This is a genomic window from Micromonospora sp. NPDC050686 (genome assembly GCF_040654475.1).
Lineage (GTDB): Bacteria > Actinomycetota > Actinomycetes > Mycobacteriales > Micromonosporaceae > Micromonospora.
The window spans coordinates 15,521-37,399 of record NZ_JBFAID010000008.1 but is presented as its reverse complement, the minus strand read 5'-3'; the positions used below and the strand labels follow the sequence as shown (position 1 = coordinate 37,399).

General features: G+C 73.7%; 15 protein-coding genes and 1 pseudogene. All 16 read right to left on the bottom strand.

All coding sequences use genetic code 11. From position 1 onward, the window contains the following. Positions 1–60: 60 nt before the first annotated feature. On the bottom strand, positions 61–2,175 hold the full coding sequence (locus tag AB0H57_RS09250; protein ID WP_357504340.1) for a ThuA domain-containing protein: 2,115 nt from the start codon (positions 2,173–2,175) through the stop codon (positions 61–63). 69 nt (positions 2,176–2,244) lie between these two features. Beyond that, on the bottom strand, positions 2,245–5,112 hold the full coding sequence (locus AB0H57_RS09245; RefSeq protein ID WP_357504338.1) for a PQQ-dependent sugar dehydrogenase: 2,868 nt from the start codon (positions 5,110–5,112) through the stop codon (positions 2,245–2,247). Between the two features lie 265 nt (positions 5,113–5,377). Continuing rightward, positions 5,378–6,139: pseudogene (locus AB0H57_RS09240) on the bottom strand (ThuA domain-containing protein); the annotation flags it as partial. Positions 6,140–6,166: 27 nt separating this feature from the next. Next, entirely contained in the window at positions 6,167–7,228 is a 1,062-nt protein-coding gene (locus AB0H57_RS09235; protein ID WP_357504336.1) for a polyprenyl synthetase family protein, read from the bottom strand. A gap of 2 nt (positions 7,229–7,230) precedes the next feature. Further along, positions 7,231–8,625 carry a nucleotide pyrophosphatase/phosphodiesterase family protein gene (locus tag AB0H57_RS09230; protein ID WP_357504334.1) on the bottom strand — a complete coding sequence of 465 codons (1,395 nt, stop codon included), beginning with the start codon at positions 8,623–8,625 and terminating at the stop codon, positions 7,231–7,233. Next, positions 8,622–9,830 (bottom strand): metabolite traffic protein EboE, encoded by a 1,209-nt coding sequence (gene eboE, locus AB0H57_RS09225; RefSeq protein WP_357504332.1) that lies wholly within the window; start codon positions 9,828–9,830, stop codon positions 8,622–8,624. The genes AB0H57_RS09230 and eboE overlap by 4 nt, the downstream gene beginning before the upstream one ends. Continuing rightward, positions 9,830–10,681, bottom strand: coding sequence for a TatD family hydrolase (locus tag AB0H57_RS09220; protein WP_357504330.1), 852 nt, complete (start codon positions 10,679–10,681; stop codon positions 9,830–9,832). The genes eboE and AB0H57_RS09220 overlap by 1 nt, the downstream gene beginning before the upstream one ends. Beyond that, on the bottom strand, positions 10,681–11,280 hold the full coding sequence (locus AB0H57_RS09215) for an EboA domain-containing protein (protein WP_357504328.1): 600 nt from the start codon (positions 11,278–11,280) through the stop codon (positions 10,681–10,683). Before AB0H57_RS09215 ends, AB0H57_RS09220 begins: the two co-directional genes overlap by 1 nt. 49 nt (positions 11,281–11,329) lie before the next feature. Beyond that, positions 11,330–12,325 (bottom strand): sugar phosphate isomerase/epimerase family protein, encoded by a 996-nt coding sequence (locus tag AB0H57_RS09210; protein WP_357504326.1) that lies wholly within the window; start codon positions 12,323–12,325, stop codon positions 11,330–11,332. Next, entirely contained in the window at positions 12,322–13,167 is an 846-nt protein-coding gene (locus AB0H57_RS09205; protein WP_357504324.1) for an SCO3242 family prenyltransferase, read from the bottom strand. Before AB0H57_RS09205 ends, AB0H57_RS09210 begins: the two co-directional genes overlap by 4 nt. Then, positions 13,151–14,311, bottom strand: coding sequence for an inositol-3-phosphate synthase (locus AB0H57_RS09200; protein ID WP_357504322.1), 1,161 nt, complete (start codon positions 14,309–14,311; stop codon positions 13,151–13,153). Before AB0H57_RS09200 ends, AB0H57_RS09205 begins: the two co-directional genes overlap by 17 nt. A 614-nt stretch (positions 14,312–14,925) precedes the next feature. Further along, positions 14,926–16,170: a Gfo/Idh/MocA family oxidoreductase gene (locus tag AB0H57_RS09195; RefSeq protein WP_357504320.1), complete on the bottom strand. Its 1,245-nt coding sequence runs from the start codon at positions 16,168–16,170 to the stop codon at positions 14,926–14,928. A 21-nt stretch (positions 16,171–16,191) separates the two neighbouring features. Next, positions 16,192–17,250, bottom strand: coding sequence for a substrate-binding domain-containing protein (locus AB0H57_RS09190; RefSeq protein WP_357504319.1), 1,059 nt, complete (start codon positions 17,248–17,250; stop codon positions 16,192–16,194). A 143-nt stretch (positions 17,251–17,393) separates the two neighbouring features. Beyond that, on the bottom strand, positions 17,394–18,521 hold the full coding sequence (locus AB0H57_RS09185; RefSeq protein WP_357504317.1) for an ABC transporter permease: 1,128 nt from the start codon (positions 18,519–18,521) through the stop codon (positions 17,394–17,396). Further along, complete coding sequence (locus tag AB0H57_RS09180) at positions 18,518–20,029, bottom strand: sugar ABC transporter ATP-binding protein (protein ID WP_357504498.1); 1,512 nt, start codon at positions 20,027–20,029, stop codon at positions 18,518–18,520. Before AB0H57_RS09180 ends, AB0H57_RS09185 begins: the two co-directional genes overlap by 4 nt. A 227-nt stretch (positions 20,030–20,256) precedes the next feature. Beyond that, on the bottom strand, positions 20,257–21,435 hold the full coding sequence (locus AB0H57_RS09175; protein ID WP_357504315.1) for an ROK family protein: 1,179 nt from the start codon (positions 21,433–21,435) through the stop codon (positions 20,257–20,259). Between the last annotated feature and the right edge of the window lie 444 nt (positions 21,436–21,879).

Below are 21,879 nucleotides of genomic sequence, written 5' to 3'. Positions count from 1 at the left end.
CGACGGTTAGGAAGGGCCCCCGCCACAGCAGAATGCGTTAGGCGGGGCCCCCCTTACACGTCAGGGCAGGGTCCACTTCTGGTTGGCGGCGGTGTGGCAGGTCCACAGGTGCACGGGGGTGCCGTCGGTGGAGGTGTTGCCGGAGACGTCGAGGCACTTGCCGGACTGCGGGTTGCGTACCGTGCCGTCGGCCTGCGCGGACCAGTTCTGCGCACCGCTGCCGTTGCAGGTGTAGAGCTGGATCTTCGTGCCGTCGGCGGAGCCGCCACCGGCGACGTCCAGGCACTTGCCCAACGCCTTGACCGTCGAGTTCGGCGTCACCGTCCACGACTGGGCGGCGGTGCCGTTGCAGGTGTAGAGCTGGATCTGCGTACCGTCGGCCGTGGCCGCGTTGCGCACGTCCAGGCACTTGCCGCCCAGCCCCTTGATCGGCCCCGTCCGGCTCGTGCCGCCGGCCGTCCGCACCAGGGTGAAGTCGTCGACGTCGAACAGTCCCGAGCCGGAGCCGGTGAAGGTCAGGTAGAGGGTCTGACTGCCGGTGGGCACCCCGGACAGGGCGGTGGACACGACGGCGAAGGTGGTCCAGCTGCCGGTGTTCGGCACCGCCACCTGCCCGAGCAGGGTGCCGGTGGGCGAGCCGGTCCGCACTCCGATGGTGCCGCCGGGCCCGCCGGAGACCACCCGGGCCCGGAACGAGGTCACCCCGGTCAGGTCCAGGCCCTGGTACGCCGCCCAGTCGCCCGGGTCGACGTACCCGAGGGTCTGCCCGCCGTTGGCCCCGGCCTTGCCGTACGCGCTGACCCCGCTGGCGGAGCTGAACGCCTCGGCCTGCACGGTGGTGTCGCCGGTCGGCGGTGGGGTGCCGCCCAGTTCCTTGATCCGGATATTGCGGAACGACACGTCGTCGCCGGTGCCGTGGTTCTGGATGCCGATGTGGCCGGCGAGCGAGCGGACCGGGTCGGTGTTGGTGAAGTCGTTGATCTTCACCCCGTTGAGCAGGACCTGGAGGCGTTCCCCCTCGACCAGCAGCTCGTAGGTGTTCCACTCACCGGCCGGATTGAGCGCGGCGTCCCGGGCGGCCAGGTCGGCGGACTTGAAGGTGTAGATCGCCCCGGTGGTGCGGTCCGCGCTGTCGGTGGGGTCGATCTGCACCTCGTATCCGTTGTTCACCGCCGACACCGGGTCGCTGGACGGCGGGAAGCCGATGAACACGCCGGAGTTGTCGTCCCCGGCCAGCTTCCAGTCCAGCTTCAGCGAGTAGTTGGTGAACTGCTTCGCGCTGTACCAGAACAGGCCCATCCCGTCGTAGGAGGTGAGGGTGGCGTCGGTGTTGGTGAAGCCGCCCGGCCCGGCCTGCGACCAGCCGGTGGTGGTGCCGTTGTAGAGCGGCGTGTACCCGGTCTCGGGGCGGCAGTCGGCCCGGCTCCGGCCCGCCGCGTACCGGATCCCACCGAGCAGGTGCGCCCGGAACGCCGGCTCGGTGTAGGAGGACTGGGTGTGGCCGCCGCCGGTGTAGAAGGACCGGCCCCCGGCGTACGCCTTGCACCAGGCGTGCGGGTGGTCGCCCCCCATCGACCCGCCGGAGTACGACGACTCGTCGATCGTGGCCAGCACGTGCGCCGTCGAGCGGGCGTTGGTGCGGTAGTTGTACCACTCGTCGGTGCGGTTCCAGGTGCGCGGCAGGTGCGCGGTGGCGGCGTGCGCCCGGTCCTCCACCTTCACGTTCGCCGCCTGGATGGCCGGGTGGGAGGCGAACCAGGCGCCGACCAGGTTGCCGTAGAACGGCCAGTCGTACTCGGTGTCGGCGGCGGCGTGCACCCCGACGTAGCCGCCGCCGGAACCGATGTACGACTCGAAGGCGGTCTGCTGGGTCGGGTTGAGCACGTCGCCGGTGGTGTTGAGGAAGACCACCGCCCGGTACCGGGCCAGGTTGGCGGTGGTGAACGTGGCGGCGTCCTCGGTGGCGGTCACCGTGAAGTTGTTGGCCGCGCCCAGCTCCCGGATGGCCTGGGTGCCCACGGCGATGGAGTCGTGCCGGAAACCGGCGGTCTTCGAGAAGACCAGCACGTCGTACGGGGCGTCGGCGGCGACCGCCGGGCTGGCCGGGGTGGTGGCGGCGAGGACGGCGAGAACGGCGGTGGCCGCGCCGAGGGCGGGACGGAGAAGTCTGCGCATGTCGCTCTCCTAGCGGTTAGGAGGGGCCCCCGCCACAGCAGAATGCGTTAGGCGGGGCCCCCTTACACGTCAGGGCAGGGTCCACTTCTGGTTGGCGGCGGTGTGGCAGGTCCACAGGTGCACGGGGGTGCCGTCGGTGGAGGTGTTGCCGGAGACGTCGAGGCACTTGCCGGACTGCGGGTTGCGTACCGTGCCGTCGGCCTGCGCGGACCAGTTCTGCGCACCGCTGCCGTTGCAGGTGTAGAGCTGGATCTTCGTGCCGTCGGCGGAGCCGCCACCGGCGACGTCCAGGCACTTGCCCAACGCCTTGACCGTCGAGTTCGGCGTCACCGTCCACGACTGGGCGGCGGTGCCGTTGCAGGTGTAGAGCTGGATCTGCGTACCGTCGGCCGTGGCCGCGTTGCGCACGTCCAGGCACTTGCCGCCCAGCCCCTTGATCGGCCCGGTACGCACCGCGGAGGTGGCGAGGGTGAACGAGTCCAGGTCGAAGAGCGCCCCGGTGCCGCTGCCGGCGAAGGTCAGGTAGAGCGTGGTGGTGCCGCTCGGCGCGCCGGTGACGGTGCCGCTGACCGTGGTGAAGACGTCCCAGGCGCCGGTGACCGGGACGGTGGCCTGGCCGAGCACCGTGCCGGTGGGTGAGCCGGCCCGGAGCTGGAGGGTGCCGCCGGCCCCGGCCGAGGAGACCCGGGCGGTGAACGAGGTGACGGTGCCGAGCTGGTACGGCTGGAAGGCGATCCAGTCCCCGTTGTTGATGTCCCCGACCGTCCGGCCGCCCTCGGCGGGGGTCTTGGCGAAGGTGTTGATCCCGGACGCGGTCTTGTAGTGCTCGGCCTGCCGGTGCCGGGGTTGCAGGGTGTGCTGGGTGTGCGTGGTGAGGCCACCGGCGTCGGTGTACTCGGCGTCGAAGATGCCGAAGATGTTCGCCGCCTCGTCGTGCTCGCCGTCCACCGGGATGGTGATCGAGCCGGTGCAGCCGGTGGTCGAGGTGATCTGGTGGCCGTGCTGGTCGTGGCCGAGCACGTAGGTCATCCGCACCTTCGCGCAGTCGATGGTGCCGTCCTCGGCGTCGCGGACGGTGATCCGGAACGGCACCGTGTCCCCGTACGAGAAGAGCTGGCCGTCGCCGGGCGTGTCGATGGTGACCGTGGGCGCGGTGTTGCCGACCGTCACCGTCACGCTGGCGGTGCCGGTGGCGCCCTGCGGGTCCCGGACGGTCAGCGTGGCGGTGTAGACGCCGTTGGCGCCGTACGTCTTCGTCGGGTTGGCGGCCGTGGAGGTGCTGCCGTCGCCGAACGCCCAGGAGTAGGTCAGCGCCCCGCCCTCCGGGTCCGACGACCCGGCCGAGGAGAACGCGACGGTCAACGGGGCGGTGCCGGAGGTCCGGTCCGCCGACGCCCGGGCGATCGGGGCCCGGTTGCCGGAGCCGATGTAGTCGAAGCGGTAGAGCGCCGAGTTGGCGTCGCCGTTGAAGTAGCCGGTGCCGTAGTCGAGCACGTAGTAGGACCCGTCCGGCCCGAACGCGGAGTCCATCACCTGCTTGCCGGTCCACGGGAAGGTGTCGATGGCGCCGCGCGAGCCGTCGGCGTTGACGTGGATCGGTTTGATCCAGCCCCGGCCGAACTCGGTGGCGAAGAACTGCCCGTCGAAGGACTGCGGGAACTTGGTGGCCGCCGCGTTGGCCGGGTCGTACCGGTAGACCGGGCCGCCCATCGGCGACTCGGAGCCGCTGCCGAACTCGGGCGGGCTGCCGGCGTCACCGGCGTACCGGATCCAGGCCGGCTTGGCGGCCGGCAGGGTGGTCAGGCCGGTGTTGCGGAACGAGTTGTTGGTGGGGCCGCCGGCGCAGTTGTACTTCGGTCCGGCCGTGCCGGTGGCGAAGTCCCACTCGGCGTACGTCTCGGCGGTGGTGTTGGTGCCGGTGCAGTACGGCCAGCCGTAGTTGCCCGGGCCGGTGACCCGGTCGAACTCGACCTGCCCGGACGGGCCGCGCGCCGAGGAGCTGCCGGCGTCGGGCCCGTAGTCGCCGACGTAGACCACGCCGGTGGCCCGGTCGACGCTCATCCGGAACGGGTTGCGGAAGCCCATCGCGTAGATCTCCGGCCGGGTCTTCGCGGTGCCGGGCGCGAAGAGGTTGCCGGCCGGGACCGAGTACGACCCGTCGGCGTTCACCTTGATCCGCAGGATCTTGCCGCGCAGGTCGTTGGTGTTGCCGGCGCTGCGCTGCGCGTCGTACCCGGGGTTGCGGTTGGTCCGCTCGTCGAGTGGGGCGTAGCCGGCGGACTCGAACGGGTTGGTGTCGTCGCCGGTGGAGAGGTAGAGGTTGCCGGCGGCGTCGAAGTCGATGTCCCCGCCGACGTGGCAGCACAGCCCCCGGTCGGCCGGCACGTCGAGCACGTCGACCTTGCTGGCCTGGTTGAGGGTGAAGTCGGCGTTGAGGGTGAACCGGGACAGCCGGTTGACGCCCTGCCAGGCGGAGAAGTCCGTGCCGGTGGCCGGGGCGTCGCCGGCGGGGGTGGACAGCGGCGGGGCGTAGTAGAGGAAGATCTGCCGGTTGCTGGCGAAGTTGGGGTCGACGCCGACGCCCTGCAGGCCCTCTTCGTCGTGGTTGTAGACCGCCAGGGTGCCGATCACCCGGGTGGCGCCGGCGGCGTCGGTGCGTCGCAACGTGCCGTTGCGGGCGGTGTGCAGCACGGACCGGTCGGGCAGCACCGCAAGGGACATCGGTTCGCCGGTCTCGGCGACGCCGCGGGCGAGTTCGACCTGCTGGAAGTCGCTGGCGGTGATGGGGTGGGCCGCCGCGGGGGCGGGGCCGGCGGCCAGGGTGACCGGGCCGACCGCGGCGACGAGCAGCAGCGCGGCGAACCCGGCGGGGAACCGGGGTCGGCCGGGGCGGCGGGTGGGTGGGGGTGTCGGGGTGGGGGCGGGGTGGTTGGACATCGTGGTGTCCCTTCCTGACGCAGCTGCCAGGGCGGGGCGCGCGCCGTCGCGCCGGATGCCGTTGCGGGGTGGGGTGCCGGGCTCGCGGGCGAGGCCGTCCGCGGTCCGTCGGGGCCAGCCGTCGAGGGCGTACCGCGCCGCCGGGACACCTCGACGAAACATGTTCGCGTTGGCGGCGACATTAACGGTTCTCGATACGCTTGTCCACAGCTTCTGACCCGGCGGCGTGAACTTCCGCTCATCCTGATGAAAGTCAGGCCCGATCGGCCGCGTACCGGATGCCGCCGAGCAGGTGCGCCCGGAACGCCGGCTCCGCGTACGACTCGCGGGTGTGGCCGCCACCGGTGTAGAAGGACCGGCCGCCCGCGTACGCCCGGTACCAGGCGTGCGGGTGGTCGCCGCCCATCCCTCCCCCGGTGTACGACGACTCGTCCAGACTGGCCAGCACGTGCGCCGTGGCCCGGGCGTTGGTGCGGTAGTCGTACCACTCGTCGGTGCGGACCCAGGTCGGGCCGAGGTGCGCGGTGGCCGGGTGGCCGCGGTCCTCCACCCGGATGGTGGCCCGCTGCACCTGCGGGTGCCGGGCGAACCGGGCGCCGACCAGCTCGCCGTAGAACGGCCAGTCGTACTCGGTGTCGGCCGCCGCGTGCACCCCGACGAACCCGCCGCCCGCCCCGATGTACGCCTCGAACGCCGCCCGCTGGGCCGGGTCGAGCACGTTGCCGCTGGTGTTGAGGAAGACCACCGCCGCGTACCTGCCGAGGTCGCCGGTGAGGGCGGCGGCGTCCTCGGTGGCGGTCACCGCGAAGCCGTGGGCCGCGCCGAGCTCCCGGATCGCCTGGATGCCGGCCGGGATGGAGTCGTGCCGGTAGCCGGCCGTCTTCGAGAAGACCAGCACCTGGTAGCCGGCGTCGCCGGACCCGCCCGGGGTGGGGGTGGCCGCCGGGTCCGGGGGGTCCGGCGCGGTGCAGGCGGTCGCGGCGAGGACCGCCGTGGCCGTGCCGAGCAGGGTACGGAGGAATCTCATGCGCCTGTCAACTCCTGACTGCCGGGATCACGCCGTACGGTCCACCGCCTGCTCGGCCAGCGCCGCCAGGGCGGCCCGCGCCGGCCCCGCCACCGGCAGGCTTTCCAGCGCCGCCCGGGCGGCGTCGGCGCGGACCCGGATCATCTGCTCGATCTGCTCCCGCGCCCCGGTCCCCTCGATTATCTTCCGCAGTTCGGCGGCGCCGTCGGCGTCCAGTTCGGCGTTGCCGAACAGCTCCCGCAGCCGCGCCGCCTGGGTCCGGTCGGCGGCGTCCCGGGCCAGCGCCATCATCACCGTCGGCTTGCCCTCCCGCAGGTCGTCCAGGACGGACTTGCCGGTCACCGCCGGGTCACCGAAGACCCCGAGGACGTCGTCGCGGAGCTGGAAGGCGTCGCCCAGCGGGTCGCCGAACTCGACCAGGGCTTCCAGCAGGGACGGGTCCGCGCCGGCCAGGGCCGCCCCGATCTGCATCGGCCGGGTCACCGTGTACCGGGCGGCCTTCATCCGGATCACCGTCAACGCGCTGGCCACCGAGCCGTCCCCCACCCCGGAGACCAGGTCGAGGTACTCCCCCGCGATCACCTCCGTGCGCATCAGCGCGAACCACGCGTACCCCCGGTGCACGTCGTCGGTGCTCAGGCCGCACTCGTGGAACATCTGGTCGGACCAGGCGGCGCAGAGGTCCCCGCAGAGCAGGGCGGTGTTGCGCCCGTACGCCTCGGGGTCGCCGCGCCAGGACGAGCGGGCGTGCAGGTCGGCGAAGATCCGGTGCACCGAGGGCTCCCCCCGGCGGCGGTCGCTGCCGTCGAGGATGTCGTCGTGGATCAGCGCGAAGGCGTGGAACAGCTCCAGCGCCGCCGCGGCCACCACGATCGGGGTCTCGTCCCGGCCGCCGGCGGCCCGCCAGCCCCAGTAGCAGAAGAGCGGGCGCAGCCGCTTGCCACCGGCCAGCACGAAGCGGTACAGCGCGGTGAACACGCCCCGGGGCGCGCCGTCCGGCCAGTCCGGGCCCTGCCGGTCCAGGAACGCGGCGAGTTCCGCGTCGAACCGGGCCCGCAGCCGGGCGGCGTCCGCCGGGGCGACGGTCACCGTCACGGCGTGCCCGTCGGCAGGCCGGCCAGCTCCAGCAGCAGCGCCTTGACCTCGGTGGCGGCCACCCGTTCCCGGGCGGCGGACGGGTCGGAGCAGAGCAGCACCGGGCCGTCCGCCGGGTCGGCCGGCAGCCGGCCGTGCGAGCCGCGTACGGCCCGGGCGCCGGCGTCCAGCCCGATCGCGCTCATCAGGTACCGCATGCCGAGTTTCTTGCGGGCCAGCGCCACCGCCGCCCGGCGTTTGGCGGCACCCGGCGCGGCCGGGTCGAAGAACAGCTCCGCCGGGTCGTAGCCGGGTTTGCGGTGGATCTCGACCAGCCGGGCGAAGTCGGGGGCCCGCGCGTCGTCCAGCCAGTAGTAGTAGGTGAACCAGGAGTCCGGCTCGGCCACCAGCACCAGGTCGCCGGCCCGGTCGTGGTCCAGCCCGTACCGGGCCCGGCCGTCGGCGTCGAGCACCTCGGCCACCCCGGGCAGGCCGGCGCAGAGCTTCGCCACGGCCGGCAGGTCGGCCGGGTCCTTCACGTACACGTGGGCGACCTGGTGGTCGGCGACGGCGAACGCCCGCGACGTCCACGGGTCGAGGTACTCCATGCCCTGCTGGGTGTGCACCCGCAGCAGCCCCTCGGCGCGCAGCAGCCGGTTGACGTCGACCGGCCGGGAGACCTCGGTGATGCCGTACTCGGAGAGCACCACCACCGTCGCCCCCCGGTCGCGCGCGGCGTCCAGCAACGGCCCGAGCACCCCATCCAGCTCAGCCGCGGCCTGCCCCGCCTGCGGCGCGGACGGGCCGAAGCGTTGCAGGTCGTAGTCCAGGTGCGGGAGGTAGACCAGGGTCAGGTCGGGCTGGTGCCCGGCCATGATCTGCTCGGCCGCCCGGGCGATCCACCGCGACGAGGTGATCCCGGCGCCCGGCCCCCAGTAGGTGAAGAGCGGGAAGGTGCCCAGCTTGCCGGTCAGCTCGTCGTGCAGCTCCGGCGGGTCGGTGTAGCAGTCCGGGTCCTTGCGCCCGTCGGCGTGGTAGACCGGGCGCGGGGTGACCGTCCAGTCGACGTCGGCGCCCATCGCGTACCACCAGCAGACGTTGGCCACCGTGTAGTCCGGCCGGTGCCGGCGGGCGGCCTGCCACACCTTCTCCCCGCCCATCAGCCCGTGGTGCTGCCGCCACAGCAGCACCTCGCCGAGGTCGCGGAAGTACCAGCCGTTGCCGACGATGCCGTGCCCGCTCGGCGGCTCGCCGGTGAGGAAGGTGGCCTGCGCCGAGCAGGTGACCGCCGGCAGCACGGTGCCCAGTTCGGCGGTGAACCCGCCGTCGGCGACCGCGCGCAGCCGGGGCATGTGGGCCAGCAGCCGGGGGGTCAGCCCGACCACGTTCAGCACCACCAGGGGGCGGCTCATCGGCGTACCCCCGATCCGGCCGGCACGGCGGCGGTCGCCGGCGTCAGGCCGACGGCGACCAGCTCGTCGCGGGCGAAGGCCAGCTCGGCGGCGATGCCGGCAGCCAGGTCCGCGTCGGTGCGCGGTCGCCGCTCGGCCGGCAGCACCCCCCAGGTGTACGTCTCGACGTCCAGGTGGTCGCAGCCGGCGGCCGGGCCGGCGAAGAGCCCGGCCAGGGCGTCCCGCAGCACCGGCACGGTGGAGGTCAGCGGTGGTTCGGGCGGGGCGTGCAACGGCACGTGGTAGTGCACCCGCCATGCCCCGGGCAGCCGCGCCTCGAGCGCGGCGTCCAGGTCGTCGGCGGCGTACGCCGGGTCGGCCGGGTCGACGCCGCCGGCGCACCCGGCGGACCGGGTCTGGTGCAGGAAGCGGGGTTCCACCCAGCGGTGCAGCGCGCCCCGGGCGGCGGCCGGGTCGCCGGCCTCGACGGCGGCGGAGACCTGCACCTTGACCACCGGCAGCCCGGCGTCGCGCAGCCGGGCCAGCGCCGCCGCCGGCTCCTCCCAGGCGCAGGCCAGGTGGGCCAGGTCGAGGCAGATCCCCAACCGGCTCACATCCATGCCTGACAATACCGTGGCGGCCTGCGCGGTGGACTCCACCACGCAGCCCGGCTCCGGTTCGAAGCCGACCCGGACGCTGCGGCCGGTCTCCCGCTCCACCGCGGCCAGCCCGTCGGCGAGCTGGTCCAGCCGGTGCCGCGCCGCGTCGGCCCGGGTCGGGTCCCACGGGTCCCGCCAGGCCAGCGGCAGGGTGGAGATCGAGCCGCGGGCCGCGTCGTCGGGCAGCAGGTCGGCCAGCACCCGGGCCAGGTGCAGGGTGTACGCCAACCGGTCCGGCGTGGTCCAGTCCGGGTGGTAGACGTCGCCCTTGACCACCGGCGCCTGGAAGGCCGCGTACGGGAAACCGTTGAGGGTGACCACCTCCAGGCCGCGTACGGTCAGCTCGTGGCGCAGCCGGCGGGTCAGCGCCGGGTCGGCGGCCAGCTCGGCGGCGACCGGGGCGGCCAGCCAGAGGCCGAGCCCGAGCAGGTCGGCGCCGAGGTGCTCGCGCACCGGCCGGGCGTACGTGTCGAGCTGGGCGAGGACACCGGCCAGGTCCTCGGCCGGGTGGACGTTGGTGCAGTAGCCGAGGTGGACGGTGCTGCCGTCGGCGTGCCGGAGCCGCATCACTCACCCCCGCGCAGGATCGAGTTGCCGGCGAAGGTGGCAGCCGGGTGGTCCACGCCGGCCAGGTCCAGCCGCCCGGACTGCCCGTAGAACTCCACCGGGTTGCGCCACAGCACCCGGTCGACGTCGTCGTCGGTGAACCCGGCGAGCAGCATCGCCTCCCCGGTGGCCCGGGTGAGCAGCGGGTCGGAGCGCCCCCAGTCGGCGGCCGAGTTCACCAGCATCCGCTCGGTGCCGTACGTCTTGAGCAGCTCCACCATCCGCGGTGGGGACATCTTGGTCTCCGGATAGATGGAGAAGCCGAGCCAGCAGCCGGTGTCCCGGACCAGCTTCACGGTCACCTCGTTCAGGTGGTCGATCACCACCCGGCCCGGCTCGATGCCGGACTCGGCGACCACGGCGAGGCTGCGCTCGACGCCGCGCGCCTTGTCCCGGTGCGGGCTGTGCACCAGCGCCGGCAGGTCGTGCGCGACGGCGAGGGCGAGCTGCGCGGCGAACGCCTCGTCCTCCTCCGGAGTCATCGAGTCGTAGCCGATCTCGCCGACCGCGACCACGCCGTCCTTGTCCAGGTAGCGGGACAGCAGGTCGAGCACCGGCCGGCAGCGCGGGTCGTTGGCCTCCTTCGGGTTCAGCGCGATGGTGGCGTGGTGCCGCACGTCGAACTGGCCGGCGCGGAACGGCTCCCAGCCGATCAGCGAGTCGAAGTAGTCGGTGAAGCTCGCCGGGCTGCTCCGCGGCTGGCCGAGCCAGAACGCCGGTTCCACCACCGCGCGCACCCCGGCCGCGGCCATCCGCTCGTAGTCGTCGGTGGTCCGGGACGTCATGTGGATGTGGGGGTCGAAGATGCGCATCAGGCCTCCCTGGGGCTGAGCTGGGCGAGCAGTGCGGTGGCGTCGGCGGGCATGGCGCGGCCGGCGGCGTCGCGCTCGGCGGCGAGCCCGCCGAGCATGACGGCCAGTTCGCCGTCGGCCCGTTCGTCGAGATCGGCGACCGCCTCGAGGGGCACGCCCATGAAGACGCACTTGAGCACCCCCTGCCGCCAGGCGGCCTGGTCGAGGTGCCGGGCGTATGGGCCGAGGGCGGCGGCGACCAGCCGGGTGTCGTTGGTGCGCAGCGCGTCGAGCAGCAGCGGCACGCCGGCCGGGCCGACCGGCAGCAGCGGCAGCGCGCGCAGCACGGCCCGCTTCTCGGCGGCGTCGCCGTCCCGGTAGAGCGCGGTGACGGTCTTCGCGTGCCCGGCGCGCAGGGCGGTCAGCAGCAGCACCCGGGCCGCCTCGTCGGCGGTCCAGCCCGGCGGGTCGGGCAGCGGGCCGCGACCGCAGTGCCGGCCGGCGGCGGCGAAGAGCCGCGGGATCTCGCCGGGGTCGGCCGCGACGCGGCGCAGCGCCGCGTCCAGCCACTCCTGATCGGGTACGCCGTCCAGCGCGGCGCGCAGTCGGTCCGGTGTCATGCCGTCTCCCCTCTGAGCCGGGTGGCAGGTGGTCAGGCCGCCGGGTGTGTCAGTCGCCGCCTTTGCTCTGCTTCACCCCAGGCGACACCGAGGGCCCGGAAGTGTTGCCTCCGTTGAAGCAGAGCAAAGGGGCCGGGTCGGGTGTCTCCGCTGCGGCCGGCCCGCGGTCGTCCCGGCGCGGTGACGCCGACCGGGCGGCGGCGCGCAGGAAGTCCAGCGACGCCGCAGCGACGGCCGGGGCGGCGTGCGAGTGCCGGGGCAGTTCCACGGCGACCAGCCCGCGGTAGCCGACCTCGGCCAGCGCGGCCAGCACCGGCGGGAAGTCGATCTCGCCGGTGCCGAACTCCAGGTGCTCGTGCACGCCCCGCCGCATGTCGTCGATCTGCACGTTGACCAGGTGCTCGCCGACCTGGCGTACGCAGTCGGGCACCGGCCGGGGCTCCAGGCAGCGGCAGTGTCCGATGTCGAGGGTGATGCCGAAGCCGGGGGGGTCGCCGAGGGCGGCGCGCAGCCGGCGCCAGTCGGCGATGTCCGCCACCAGCATCCCCGGCTCCGGCTCGAAGCCGAGCGGCACGCCGGCCACCCCGGCCGCTTCGCAGACCGTCGCGCAGCCGGCGACCAGGCGGTCCCAGGCCCGCTCCGGCGGCACCCCGTCGGGGCGTACGCCGGACCAGAAGGAGACCGCCTCGGCGCCCAGGTCCGCCCCGACCGCCACCGCCCGGCGCAGGAACTCGATCCGGCGGTCCGGCTCGTCGTGCAGCAGGGTCGGCGCGTGCTTGTGCCACGGGTCGAGCAGGTAGCGGGCCCCGGTCTCGATCACCACGGCCAGGCCGAGGGCGTCCAGCCGGCGGCGTACGGCGGCCACCCGGGCGGCCAGCCCCGGCGCGAACGGGTCGAGGTGGTCGTGGTCAAGGGTGAGCGCGACGCCCCGGTAGCCCAGGTCGGCCAGCACCGCGAGGGCGTCGTCGAGCCGGTGGTTGGCGAAGCCGTTGGTGCCGTATCCGAGGCGCAGTTCCGTCGGGTCCAGCGGCGTCGGCGCGGTCATGTCGGCGACACCAGACGCGCCAGCCGGCGGCCCAGCGGGGCGGCCGCCGCGACCGCCAGGCCGAGCAGCCGCGCCCCGGCCCGGGCGGTCAGTGCGCCCTGCAACGCGGGCAGGCCGGTGATCCCGGCGCCGACCGCGGCCCGGACGGTGCCCGGGGACGGGTCGGCGAGCACCCGCGCCTGGGCGCCGCCGTAGCGGGTGGCGTACCCGGCGGCCAGCGCGGCCGGCACCACGCCTGCCCGCGGGCCGACCGCGGCGGCGGCGACCAGGGCCGTGCCGGCCAGGGTTGCCTGCGGCAATCGTCGATCCGCGCCGGTCACCTCCCGGCGGGACAGCTCGGTGACGGTCCAGGTGTGCGCGGCCACGGTGAGCGCCGCCGGCACCGCCCGGGCCAGCCGGCCGGCGGTCGCGCCGAGCAGCACGTCCAGCCCCCGACAGGCGGCCATCACCGCCGGTCCGGCCGCGGTGTTCTTGGCGGCGAGGTCGTAGCCCCAGACGGTGGCGGCCAGCGGCACCGCGACGGCGGCGGCCCGGCGGCCACCCGCGGCGGCGGCCAGCGCCACCCCGGCGACGGTGAGGCCGGCGGCGACGCCGAACGCGGCGGACGGGCTGATCCGGCCGCTCGGGATCGGCCGCTCCGGCCGCTCCACCGCGTCCAACCGCCGGTCGGCCCAGTCGTTGGCGGCCATCCCGCCCCAGTACAGCAGCACCGAGGCGCCGGCCAGGGCGGGCGTACGACGGCCCAGCGTCCCCGCGGCGGCGGCCCCGGCCAGCACGTCCCCCGGCACCGACAGCCCGGCCGGCGCGCGGACCAGCTCCACCAGGTCAGCCACGCGGCCCATCGGCACCTCCCGTGTGCAGCCGGCGGGCGAAGTCCCGCAGCCGGGCCCACTGCTCGGCCAGCGAGTGGGTGGGCGCGCCCAGCGGGTCCTTGAAGAAGAACGCCAGGTCGGCCAGGGGTCCACTGTGACCGGTGGCGTGCGCGGCGGCGGTGAGCCGGGCCAGGTCCAGCACCAGCGGCGCGGCCAACGCCGAGTCGCAACCGTGCCAGGTGAACTCCATCCGCATCCGGGTGCCGAGGAACCCGGCGAAGGTGACCAGGTCCCAGGCGGTCTTGAAGTCGCCGAGGTCCTCGACGTACTCGATCCGGGTGTGTCCCTGCGGGACGTAGCCCAGCGTCTCGCCGAGCACCCGCTGCTTGCTCTCCACCTTGGCCGCGTTGGCGGCCGGCTCGGCCAGCGTGGCGCCGTCGCCACCGCCGAGCAGGTTCACCCCGGACCAGGAACGCACGGCCAGGTTGCGCATCGCGAACATCGGGGCGAGCACCGACTTGACCAGGGTCTCCCCGGTCTTCCCGTCGTGCCCCGCGTACGGCAGGCCGTGCCGCGCGGCGAGGTCCGCCAGCGCGGGCAGCCGGGCCCCGGTCGACGGGGTGAAGTCGACGTACGCTGCCCCGGCGGTGAACGCCGCGTACGCGGCCAGCGAGCTGGACGGCAGCACCTCGTCCGGTCCGGCCAGCGCGGCCCGCAGCGCGTCGAGGTCGGCGTGCGCCGGGTGCGGCGTGGCGATCGGCTCGGTGGCCGAGACGTTCACCACCACCAGCCGCTCCAGCGCGTGCCGCTCCCGGAAGGCGGTCAGCTCCCGGATGAGCGCGTCGGCCCGTTCGGCCTGGCTCCCGCCGGTCGGGGCGGGCCGCAGGTCGTTCTCCACCGCGGCCAGCCGGTCGGTCAGTGCGGCGACCAGCCGGGCGGGCACGACCTGCGCGTCGGCGAGCGACTCGGCCCGCTTCGTCAGCGGCGTGCACACCAGATCGTGTCCACCGAAGACCAGGTCGGAGAAAGCCGGCAGGGCGGGTCCCCGCAGCTCGGGCAGCTCGGTGACGCAGCCGGTCGGGTCGGCCAGGCCGGCCCGCAGGGCGAGCGCCCCGACAATGCTGGTGGTCGCGACCGAGCCGCGCGCTCCCACCAGCCAGACACCCGTACGCATGATGCTCCTTCCCGTCCTCGGGGGCCGGTGCCCGTCGTGGCCGGCGTTGCTCGCCGGCCGCGGTACGGACCAGCCGTGGTCGACGCGGATGGCCCCGCCCGCCCCCGCCCGTCGTGGGTTGCCCGGTGCCGATGTCGGCGGCACCGGCCCGGGCGGACCCGGACGGTCGGGGCGGGCGGGGCCGACAGGCAGGGTCGGTCGGCGTCCGGCCCTGCCTCCCCCGCGTCGGTCCTGTCCGGTCGTCCGGTGCGGCCGGGGAATCCCGGTCCGGCCGCATCGGACGACCGTCCTGCTTCGTGCGCCACCGGACACCTGGGTGCCGGTCGCACGCCCTCCGGATCCGGCCTCGTCCCGGCCGCGGGGCGCAACCGCGGCCGGCCCTCGCCGGTCGGGCCCGGGGAGCCGTCGGGCGACGGGGGCGGGTGGGCCACCGTCGCGAACTCGGGCGGTGCGGCGGGCGCCGCGACCGCGGGTGGGTCGGGGTGCCGGCGGACCGGCACCGGGTCGATGGCGGCGCCGGCGGATGCCGGCACCGGGGGGTCGATGGCGGCGCCGGCGGGTGCCGGCACCGGGGGGTCGATGGCGGCGCCGGCGGATGCCGGCACCGCCGTGGCTCAGGCGGCCACCGAGGCCAACTCGGGGCCCACCACGGTCCAGCTGGAGCCCTGCTCCGCCGAGCGGGTCACCGCGTCCAGCACCAGTTGGACCTGGAGCGCGTCCTCGAAGGACGGCTGCGGGTCGGCGCCGGTGGCGACCGCCTCGACGAAGTCGCGCATCTGGTGGGTGAAGGAGTGCTCGTAGCCGATGATGTGACCCGGCGGCCACCACGCCGACAGGTACGGGTGCTCGGGCTCGGTCACCAGGATCCGGCGGAAGCCCTGCTCCGTGGCGGGTTGGGTGCCGTCCAGGAACTCCAGCTCGTTGAGGCGTTCCAGGTCGAACACCAGGCTGCCGAGCGAACCGTTGATCTCCACCCGGAGCGCGTTCTTGCGGCCGGTGGCGAACCGGGTGGCCTCATAGGTGGCCAGCGAGCCGCCGTCGAGCCGGGCGACGAAGACCGCCGCGTCGTCGACCGTGACCTGGCCGGTGGCCGGGCCGTGCCCGTCGGCGGAGCCGTGCCCGTCGACCGACCCGTGCCCGTCGACGTGCGCGGCCAGGCCGCTGGAGCCGGCCGGCAACGGCCGCTCCTTGACGAAGGTCTCGGTGATCGCGCTGACCCCGGTGATCCGCTGGCCGGTGACGTACTGGGTGAGATCGATGATGTGCGCACCGATGTCACCCAGCGCGCCGGAGCCCGCCTTGTCCTTCTGCAACCGCCAGACCAGCGGGAACTGCGGGTCCACGATCCAGTCCTGCAGGTACGTCGCGCGGACGTGCCGGATCGCTCCGAGCCGTCCGGCGGCGACCAGCTGCCGCATCATGGTCACCGCGGGCACCCGGCGGTAGTTGAACCCGCACATCGAACGCACCCCCGAGGCTCGGGCGGTCGCCGCCGCGGCGGCCATCGCCCGAGCCTCGTCGACCGTATTGGCCAGCGGCTTCTCGCAGATCACGTGCTTTCCCGCGGCCAGCGCGGCGAGCGCGATCTCAGCGTGGCTGTCTCCCGGTGTGCAGATGTCGACGACGTCGATCTCGTCGGACGTCACGAGGTCCCGCCAGTCGGTGGTCCAGCCGTCCCAGCCGAGCCGGTCGGCGGCTTCGGCCACCTTCTGCGGATCCCGGCCGCAGATGGACGACATCCGGACCCGCGCCGGCAGGTCGTACACCCGGTTCACGGTGCGCCACGCCTGCGAGTGCGCCGCACCCATGAACGCGTAGCCGACCATGCCGACCCGCAGTTGCCTGTTGTCAGTGGACAAGGGAGGTCTCCCAACCGTGTGTCAGAACCCGAGCTTCAGGTAGTCGCTCGCGTTCTCCTTCGTGATCGTCTCGGAGGCCAGCACGATCTCCTTGGGCACCTGCAGCTCCACCAGGTCGGACATGCCCCGGCCCTGGCCGATGAGGCGGGCCAGCGAGATGGCGGAGGAGGCCATCGACGGGCTGTAGGTGACGGTCGCCTTCAGCACCGTGTTGTCGGCATGGATGTCCTGCATGGCCTTCTTCGAGCCGGCGCCGCCGACCATGAAGAACTCCTTGCGGTTGGCCTGGTTGACCGCGGCGAGGACGCCGATGCCCTGGTCGTCGTCGTGGTTCCAGATCGCGTCGATCTTGGGCAGGGCCTGGAACAGGCCGGTGGCGGCCTGCTGCCCGGAGTCGGCGGTGAACTCGGCGGGCCGCCGGTTGGCCACCTTGAGGCCGCTCGCGGCGAGGGTGTCGGCAAAGCCCTTCGAGCGTTCCTGGGTCAGCTCCAGCGAGTCGATGCCGGGGATCTCACCGATGATCGGGTTGCTGACGCCCTTGGCCTTGAGCTGCTCGATGATGAAGGTGGCGGCGGCCACCCCCATGCCGTAGTTGTCGCCCTTGATCTGCAGCCGGTACGCCTTGGCGTCCGGGAAGGCACGGTCCAGGTTGACCACCGGGATGCCGGCCTTCATCGCCTCCAGGCCGAAGGCGTTGAGCTCCTTGCCGTCGTGCGGCAGCAGGACGATGACGTCCGGCTTCTGGGAGATCAGGGTGGACAGCGCCGCCCGCTGGGCCGCCGCGTCCGCGCCGGCCTCCACCGACTTGAACTCCACGTCGGAGTACGCCCCGGCCTGTGCCTTGGCGTTGTTGGTGATGGCGGCGATCCAGCCGTGGTCGGCGGCCGGGGCGGAGAAGCCGATGGTCACCTGCTTGCCCGGGGTGCTGTTGCCGCCGGACTCGGTGACGGCGGCCTTCGTCTGCGCCTCGGTGGGCGTCTCCTCGTTGCTGGTGCAGCCGACGAGCAGGGCGCCGGCGCCGAGCGCCGCCCCGCCGAAGAGCAGTCGACGGCGGGACAGGTCGCGGCCGTTGGATGTCATGTCGACCTCCTGAGAATTCCGGGTGGGGGGAGAAAAAGGGTGTGGTCGGCCCGGCCACCATCAATGGGTCAGGTGGCCGCCGGTGCAGCGTTGATCGGGTACGGGGTGGACGGGGTGGGGCGGACGGTGCCGGTCCGGCGCCGTCAGGCGGTGCTGGCCCGCTTGCGGCCGAAGCGGTTGCCCAGGTTGCCGAACTGCACCTGCTGGATCAGGACGGCGGCCACGATGATGCCGCCCTTGACCATGTTCTGCGCCTCCGTGGAGAGGCCGTTGATGGCGAAGAGGTTGGTGATGGTGGAGAAGATGATGACCCCGAGCAGGGAACCGACGATGGTGCCCCGCCCGCCGCTGAGCAACGTGCCACCGATGATGGCGGCGGCGATCGCGTCCAGCTCGTACAGGTTGGCCATCGCCGCCTGGGCGGAGTTGGCCTGCGCGGTCAGCATGATCGCGGCGATACCGCAGCACAGGCCGGAGAGCGCGTAGAGCAGCAGGGTGTGCAGCCGTACGTTGATGCCGGCGAGCCGGGCGGCCTCGGCGTTGCCGCCGACGGCGACCGTGCGCCGGCCGAAGGTGGTCCGGTTGAGCAGCACCCAGCCCGCGATGACCACCGCGGCCAGGATGTAGACCAGCAGCGGGATGCCGAGCGGCTGGGTGCTGGCGATGCCGTTGATGAACTGGTTGTCGGAGACCTGCGTCTGCTTGTCGGAGATCTCCGCGGCGAGCCCTCGGGCGGCCACCATCATGGCCAGCGTGGCGATGAACGGCACCAGCTTCCCGTACGAGATGAGCAGGCCGTTGACCACGCCGACCGCCAGCCCGACGACGAGCGCGCTGAAGATCATGCCGCCGGCGCCGTAGCTCTGGGTGGCGACCGTGGTGCACCACACCCCGGCGAGCGCGACGATCGCGCCGACCGACAGGTCGATGCCGCCGCCGATGATCACGAAGGTCATCCCGACGGTGACCACGCCGACCACCGAGGCGAGCTTGAGGATGGTGAGGGTGTTGCCCCACACCCAGCTGGCGTTGCCGTACAGGTCGGGCCGGGTGGCGATGCCGATCACCACGAGCACGACCAGGGTGGCGAGCAGGCCCAGGTTGCGCCGGGCGCCCTCCCCGCCGTCGCCGCTCCAGAACGGGATCCGGCCGGTCGGGGCCTTGCCGGCGGCGGCGTGCTCGGCCGCCGCCGTCTGCGCCGGGTCCACCGGCGGCGACTGGGCCGGCAACTCCGCCCGGTCGGGCGCGGCCTTGGTGCTGTCGGTCGTCATGCCGGTGCGCCTTCCATCAGGGACCCCGCCATGACGAGGTCGAGGACGGTGTTCTCGTCGAGTTCGTCGGCCGGGGCCTCGCGGACGACCCGCCCCTCCCGCATGACCAGCACTCGGTCGGCCAGGCCGAGCACCTCGGGCACCTCGCTGGAGACCAGCAGCACCCCGACGCCCTGCGCGGCCAACTGCCGGATCACCTGGTACAGCTCGGCCCGCGCGCCCACGTCCACGCCGCGGGTGGGTTCGTCCAGCAGCAGCAGCCGGGTGTCGCCGAGCAGCCAGCGCCCGACCACCACCTTCTGCTGGTTGCCGCCGGAGAGGGTGCCGACCGGGCGGCGTACGTCGCGGGGCCGCAGCTCCAGGTTGTCGGCGATCCGGCCGGCCTCGTCGCGTTCCCGCCCGGCGTCGGTGAAGCCGAGCCGGGAGTACCGGCTGAAGGTGGCCAGTGTGACGTTGCGGTAGATCGGCTCGCCGAGCAGCAGCGCCTGGCTCTTGCGCTCCTCCGGGGCCATCCCCATGCCGGCCCTCACCGCCGCGCCCACGCTGCCGGCGCGCAACGCCCGGCCGTCCATCCGGACCGTGCCGGACTCGGCCCGGCGGGCGCCGTAGATCGTCTCCAGCAGCTCCGAGCGGCCGGAGCCGACCAGCCCCGCGATGCCGACGATCTCGCCGGCCCGGACGGTGAGCGAGACGTCGGCGAACTCCCCGGCCCGGGTCAGCCCGTCCACCGTGAGCAGCTCCGCGCCCGCCGGCTCGTCGGCCGGGCGGTCCGGGAAGACGTACTCGATGGTGCGGCCGGTCATCCGGGACACCAGGTCGCGGGTGGGGGTGTCGCGGGCCGGCAGGTTCGCCGCGGTGGTCCGGCCGTCCTTGAGTACGGTCACCCGGTCGCCGATCTCGCGGATCTCCTCCAGCCGGTGGGAGATGTAGATGACGGCGATGCCCTGCGCGGTCAGCTCCCGGATGATCCGGAAGAGGTTGCCCACCTCGTCGTGGGCCAGCACCGCGCTCGGCTCGTCCATGATGATCAGCCGGGCCTCGTGCGACAGCGCGCGGGCCATGCTGACGACCTGCTTGCCGGCGGCGGGCAGGTGGCGCACCAGCCGGCCGGGCGGGATCTCCCCGTGGCCCAGCCGGGCCAGGATCTCCCGGGTGCGGCGGGCCATGTGCCCGCGGCGGACGAAACCGAGCCGGCGCGGCTCGTGACCGAGGAAGGCGTTCTCCGCGACCGAGAGGTCGTCCACCAGGTCGAGTTCCTGATAGATGGTGGCGATCCCGGCGCGCATCGCGGCCTGCGGGTTGGCGAAGGCGGCCGGCTCGCCGCGCCACGCCACCTCGCCCGAGTCCGGGCGGTGCACCCCGGCGAGCACCTTGATCAGGGTGGACTTGCCGGCGCCGTTCTGGCCGAGCAGGCAGTGCACCTCGCCGGCCCGCACCTCCAACTGCACCCCGTCCAGCGCCCGTACGCCGGGGAAGGTCTTGACCACGTCGGTGAGCCGCAGCACCACCTCGCCGGCGACCGTGTCGGCCGGCGCCTCCACCAGCGGCCGAAGGCCGCCGTCCTGCTCCTGCTCCGCGGCGTGCCGGCCGGTGACCTCCTGGTCCGGCCCGGCGTGCCGGCCGGCGGCGGTCGCGCCGTGGTGGTCGGCGGTCGCGCTCTGGTGGCCGCCGGTGGCGGTCCGGCGGTCCGGCGCGGCGGGACCGGTGGCGGTGGGGTCGCGGTCGTCGGCGGCGCTCATGATGCCTCCCCGAAGGCGACGTCGCTGGCGAGAACGGCGGCGCCGGTGACGCCGGCCCGGCCACCGAGTTCGGACAGGACCACCGGCAGGTTCCCGGTGGCCAGGGGCAGCGACCGGCGGTAGACCACGCTGCGGATCTCGGCCAGCAGGATGTGCCCGAGCTGGGCCAGCCCGCCGCCGATCACGATCATCGAGGGGTTGGTGAAGCTGACCAGGCCGGCCAGCACGCCGCCCACCCGGCGACCGCCGTCGCGGATGAGCTGGATGCAGGTGACGTCACCCTCGCCGGCGCCCTCCGCGACGTCCAGGGCGGTCAACTCGGACCGCTCGGCCAGCCGCTCGGCCAGGGCCGGGGAGAGGCCGCTGCGGGCGGCGGCGGTCGCCTCCTTGGCCAGCGCGCCGCCGCTGAACAGCGCCTCCAGGCAGCCCACGTTGCCGCACGAGCACATCGGGCCGTTGGCGTCGACCTGGATGTGGCCGATGTCGCCGGCGCACCCGTCGGTGCCGCGGTAGACGTCGCCGCTGAGGTAGATGCCGCAGCCGATGCCGGTGCCGATCTTCACGAAGAGGAAGTCGTCCACCGAGTGCGCCACCCCGCCGTGCCGCTCGCCGATGGCCATGATGTTTACGTCGTTGTCGACCACCGCCGGGCAGCCGTGCTCCCGGGTGAGCAGCTCACGCACCGGGAACCGGTCCCAGCCCGGCATGATCGGCGGGGACACCGGCACCCCGTCGCGGAAGCTCACCGGCCCCGGCACGCCGACGCCGACCGCGTCGAGGCGCTCGTACGCGCCGTCCACCTTGGCCTTGTGCAGCAGCTCGTTGACCCGCTGCAGGATCGTCTTCGGGCCGGAACGGATGTCGGCCGCCTCCGCGTACGCGGCGATCGGCTCCAGCCGCCCGTTCACCACCTCGACGTCGATCGAGCTGGCGCCCAGGTCGACGGCGGCGAAGCGCAGGCGCGGGCTCAGCTCGACCAGGGTGGAGCGGCGTCCGCCCCGGGAGGCCGCGAGGCCCGCCTCGGCCACGTAGCCGAGGCTGACCAGCCGTTCCAGTTCGGCGAGCAGACGCGGGCGGGGCATCTCCAGGCGGTCCCCCAGCTCCGCCCGGGACACCGCCCCTTCGTCGCGGAGCAACCGCAACAGCCGTACGTGCAGGGGGTCCTCGGTCCGCACCGCACCCACCTCCGCATCGGACTCGTTCACATCGAAGCACTGGCGATGTGTTGTGCTCGACACAGTAAGAGCCTTCCGCGCCGCCTGTCCAGAGCTTCAACCAATCCGACGCCAACTTTTGTACCAACGAACAAAAGCTAAGAGTTGATCAAGGAAAGCTCACCGACCCTCGGCGGGTGACCCCCAAACCACCGGCCGACCCGCCATCCGCCCTGCTCATTGCGCCCCCGACAGGCGCACGCTCCCGCCGCACCCCTCCCCGCAACGGGCCGATCCCCGTCCCAAACCTCGCCCCCTCCCCCACCCCGCCGCCTCCCGGGCAGGCGCAGGGGACAACTTCACCGAAGTAGTCCCCCTCCCAGCAGGCGGAAGGCACAGCATCCCCGAAGTAGTCCCCTCCGGGGCGGGCGGAGGCGGCAGGCGGGCGGGGGGCGGGGAGACGTG

Excerpts from the sequence above, each read along its gene's own strand:
- AB0H57_RS09215 (WP_357504328.1), bottom strand. The coding sequence starts at position 11,280 with ATGACACCGGACCGACTGCGCGCCGCGCTGGACGGCGTACCCGATCAG.
- AB0H57_RS09220 (WP_357504330.1), bottom strand. The coding sequence starts at position 10,681 with ATGCGCATCTTCGACCCCCACATCCACATGACGTCCCGGACCACCGAC.
- AB0H57_RS09185 (WP_357504317.1), bottom strand. The coding sequence starts at position 18,521 with ATGACGACCGACAGCACCAAGGCCGCGCCCGACCGGGCGGAGTTGCCG.
- AB0H57_RS09230 (WP_357504334.1), bottom strand. The coding sequence starts at position 8,625 with ATGAGCCGCCCCCTGGTGGTGCTGAACGTGGTCGGGCTGACCCCCCGG.
- AB0H57_RS09250 (WP_357504340.1), bottom strand. The coding sequence starts at position 2,175 with ATGCGCAGACTTCTCCGTCCCGCCCTCGGCGCGGCCACCGCCGTTCTC.
- AB0H57_RS09205 (WP_357504324.1), bottom strand. The coding sequence starts at position 13,167 with ATGGGCCGCGTGGCTGACCTGGTGGAGCTGGTCCGCGCGCCGGCCGGG.
- AB0H57_RS09190 (WP_357504319.1), bottom strand. The coding sequence starts at position 17,250 with ATGACATCCAACGGCCGCGACCTGTCCCGCCGTCGACTGCTCTTCGGC.
- AB0H57_RS09200 (WP_357504322.1), bottom strand. The coding sequence starts at position 14,311 with ATGCGTACGGGTGTCTGGCTGGTGGGAGCGCGCGGCTCGGTCGCGACC.
- eboE (WP_357504332.1), bottom strand. The coding sequence starts at position 9,830 with ATGCGGCTCCGGCACGCCGACGGCAGCACCGTCCACCTCGGCTACTGC.
- AB0H57_RS09245 (WP_357504338.1), bottom strand. The coding sequence starts at position 5,112 with ATGTCCAACCACCCCGCCCCCACCCCGACACCCCCACCCACCCGCCGC.
- AB0H57_RS09210 (WP_357504326.1), bottom strand. The coding sequence starts at position 12,325 with ATGACCGCGCCGACGCCGCTGGACCCGACGGAACTGCGCCTCGGATAC.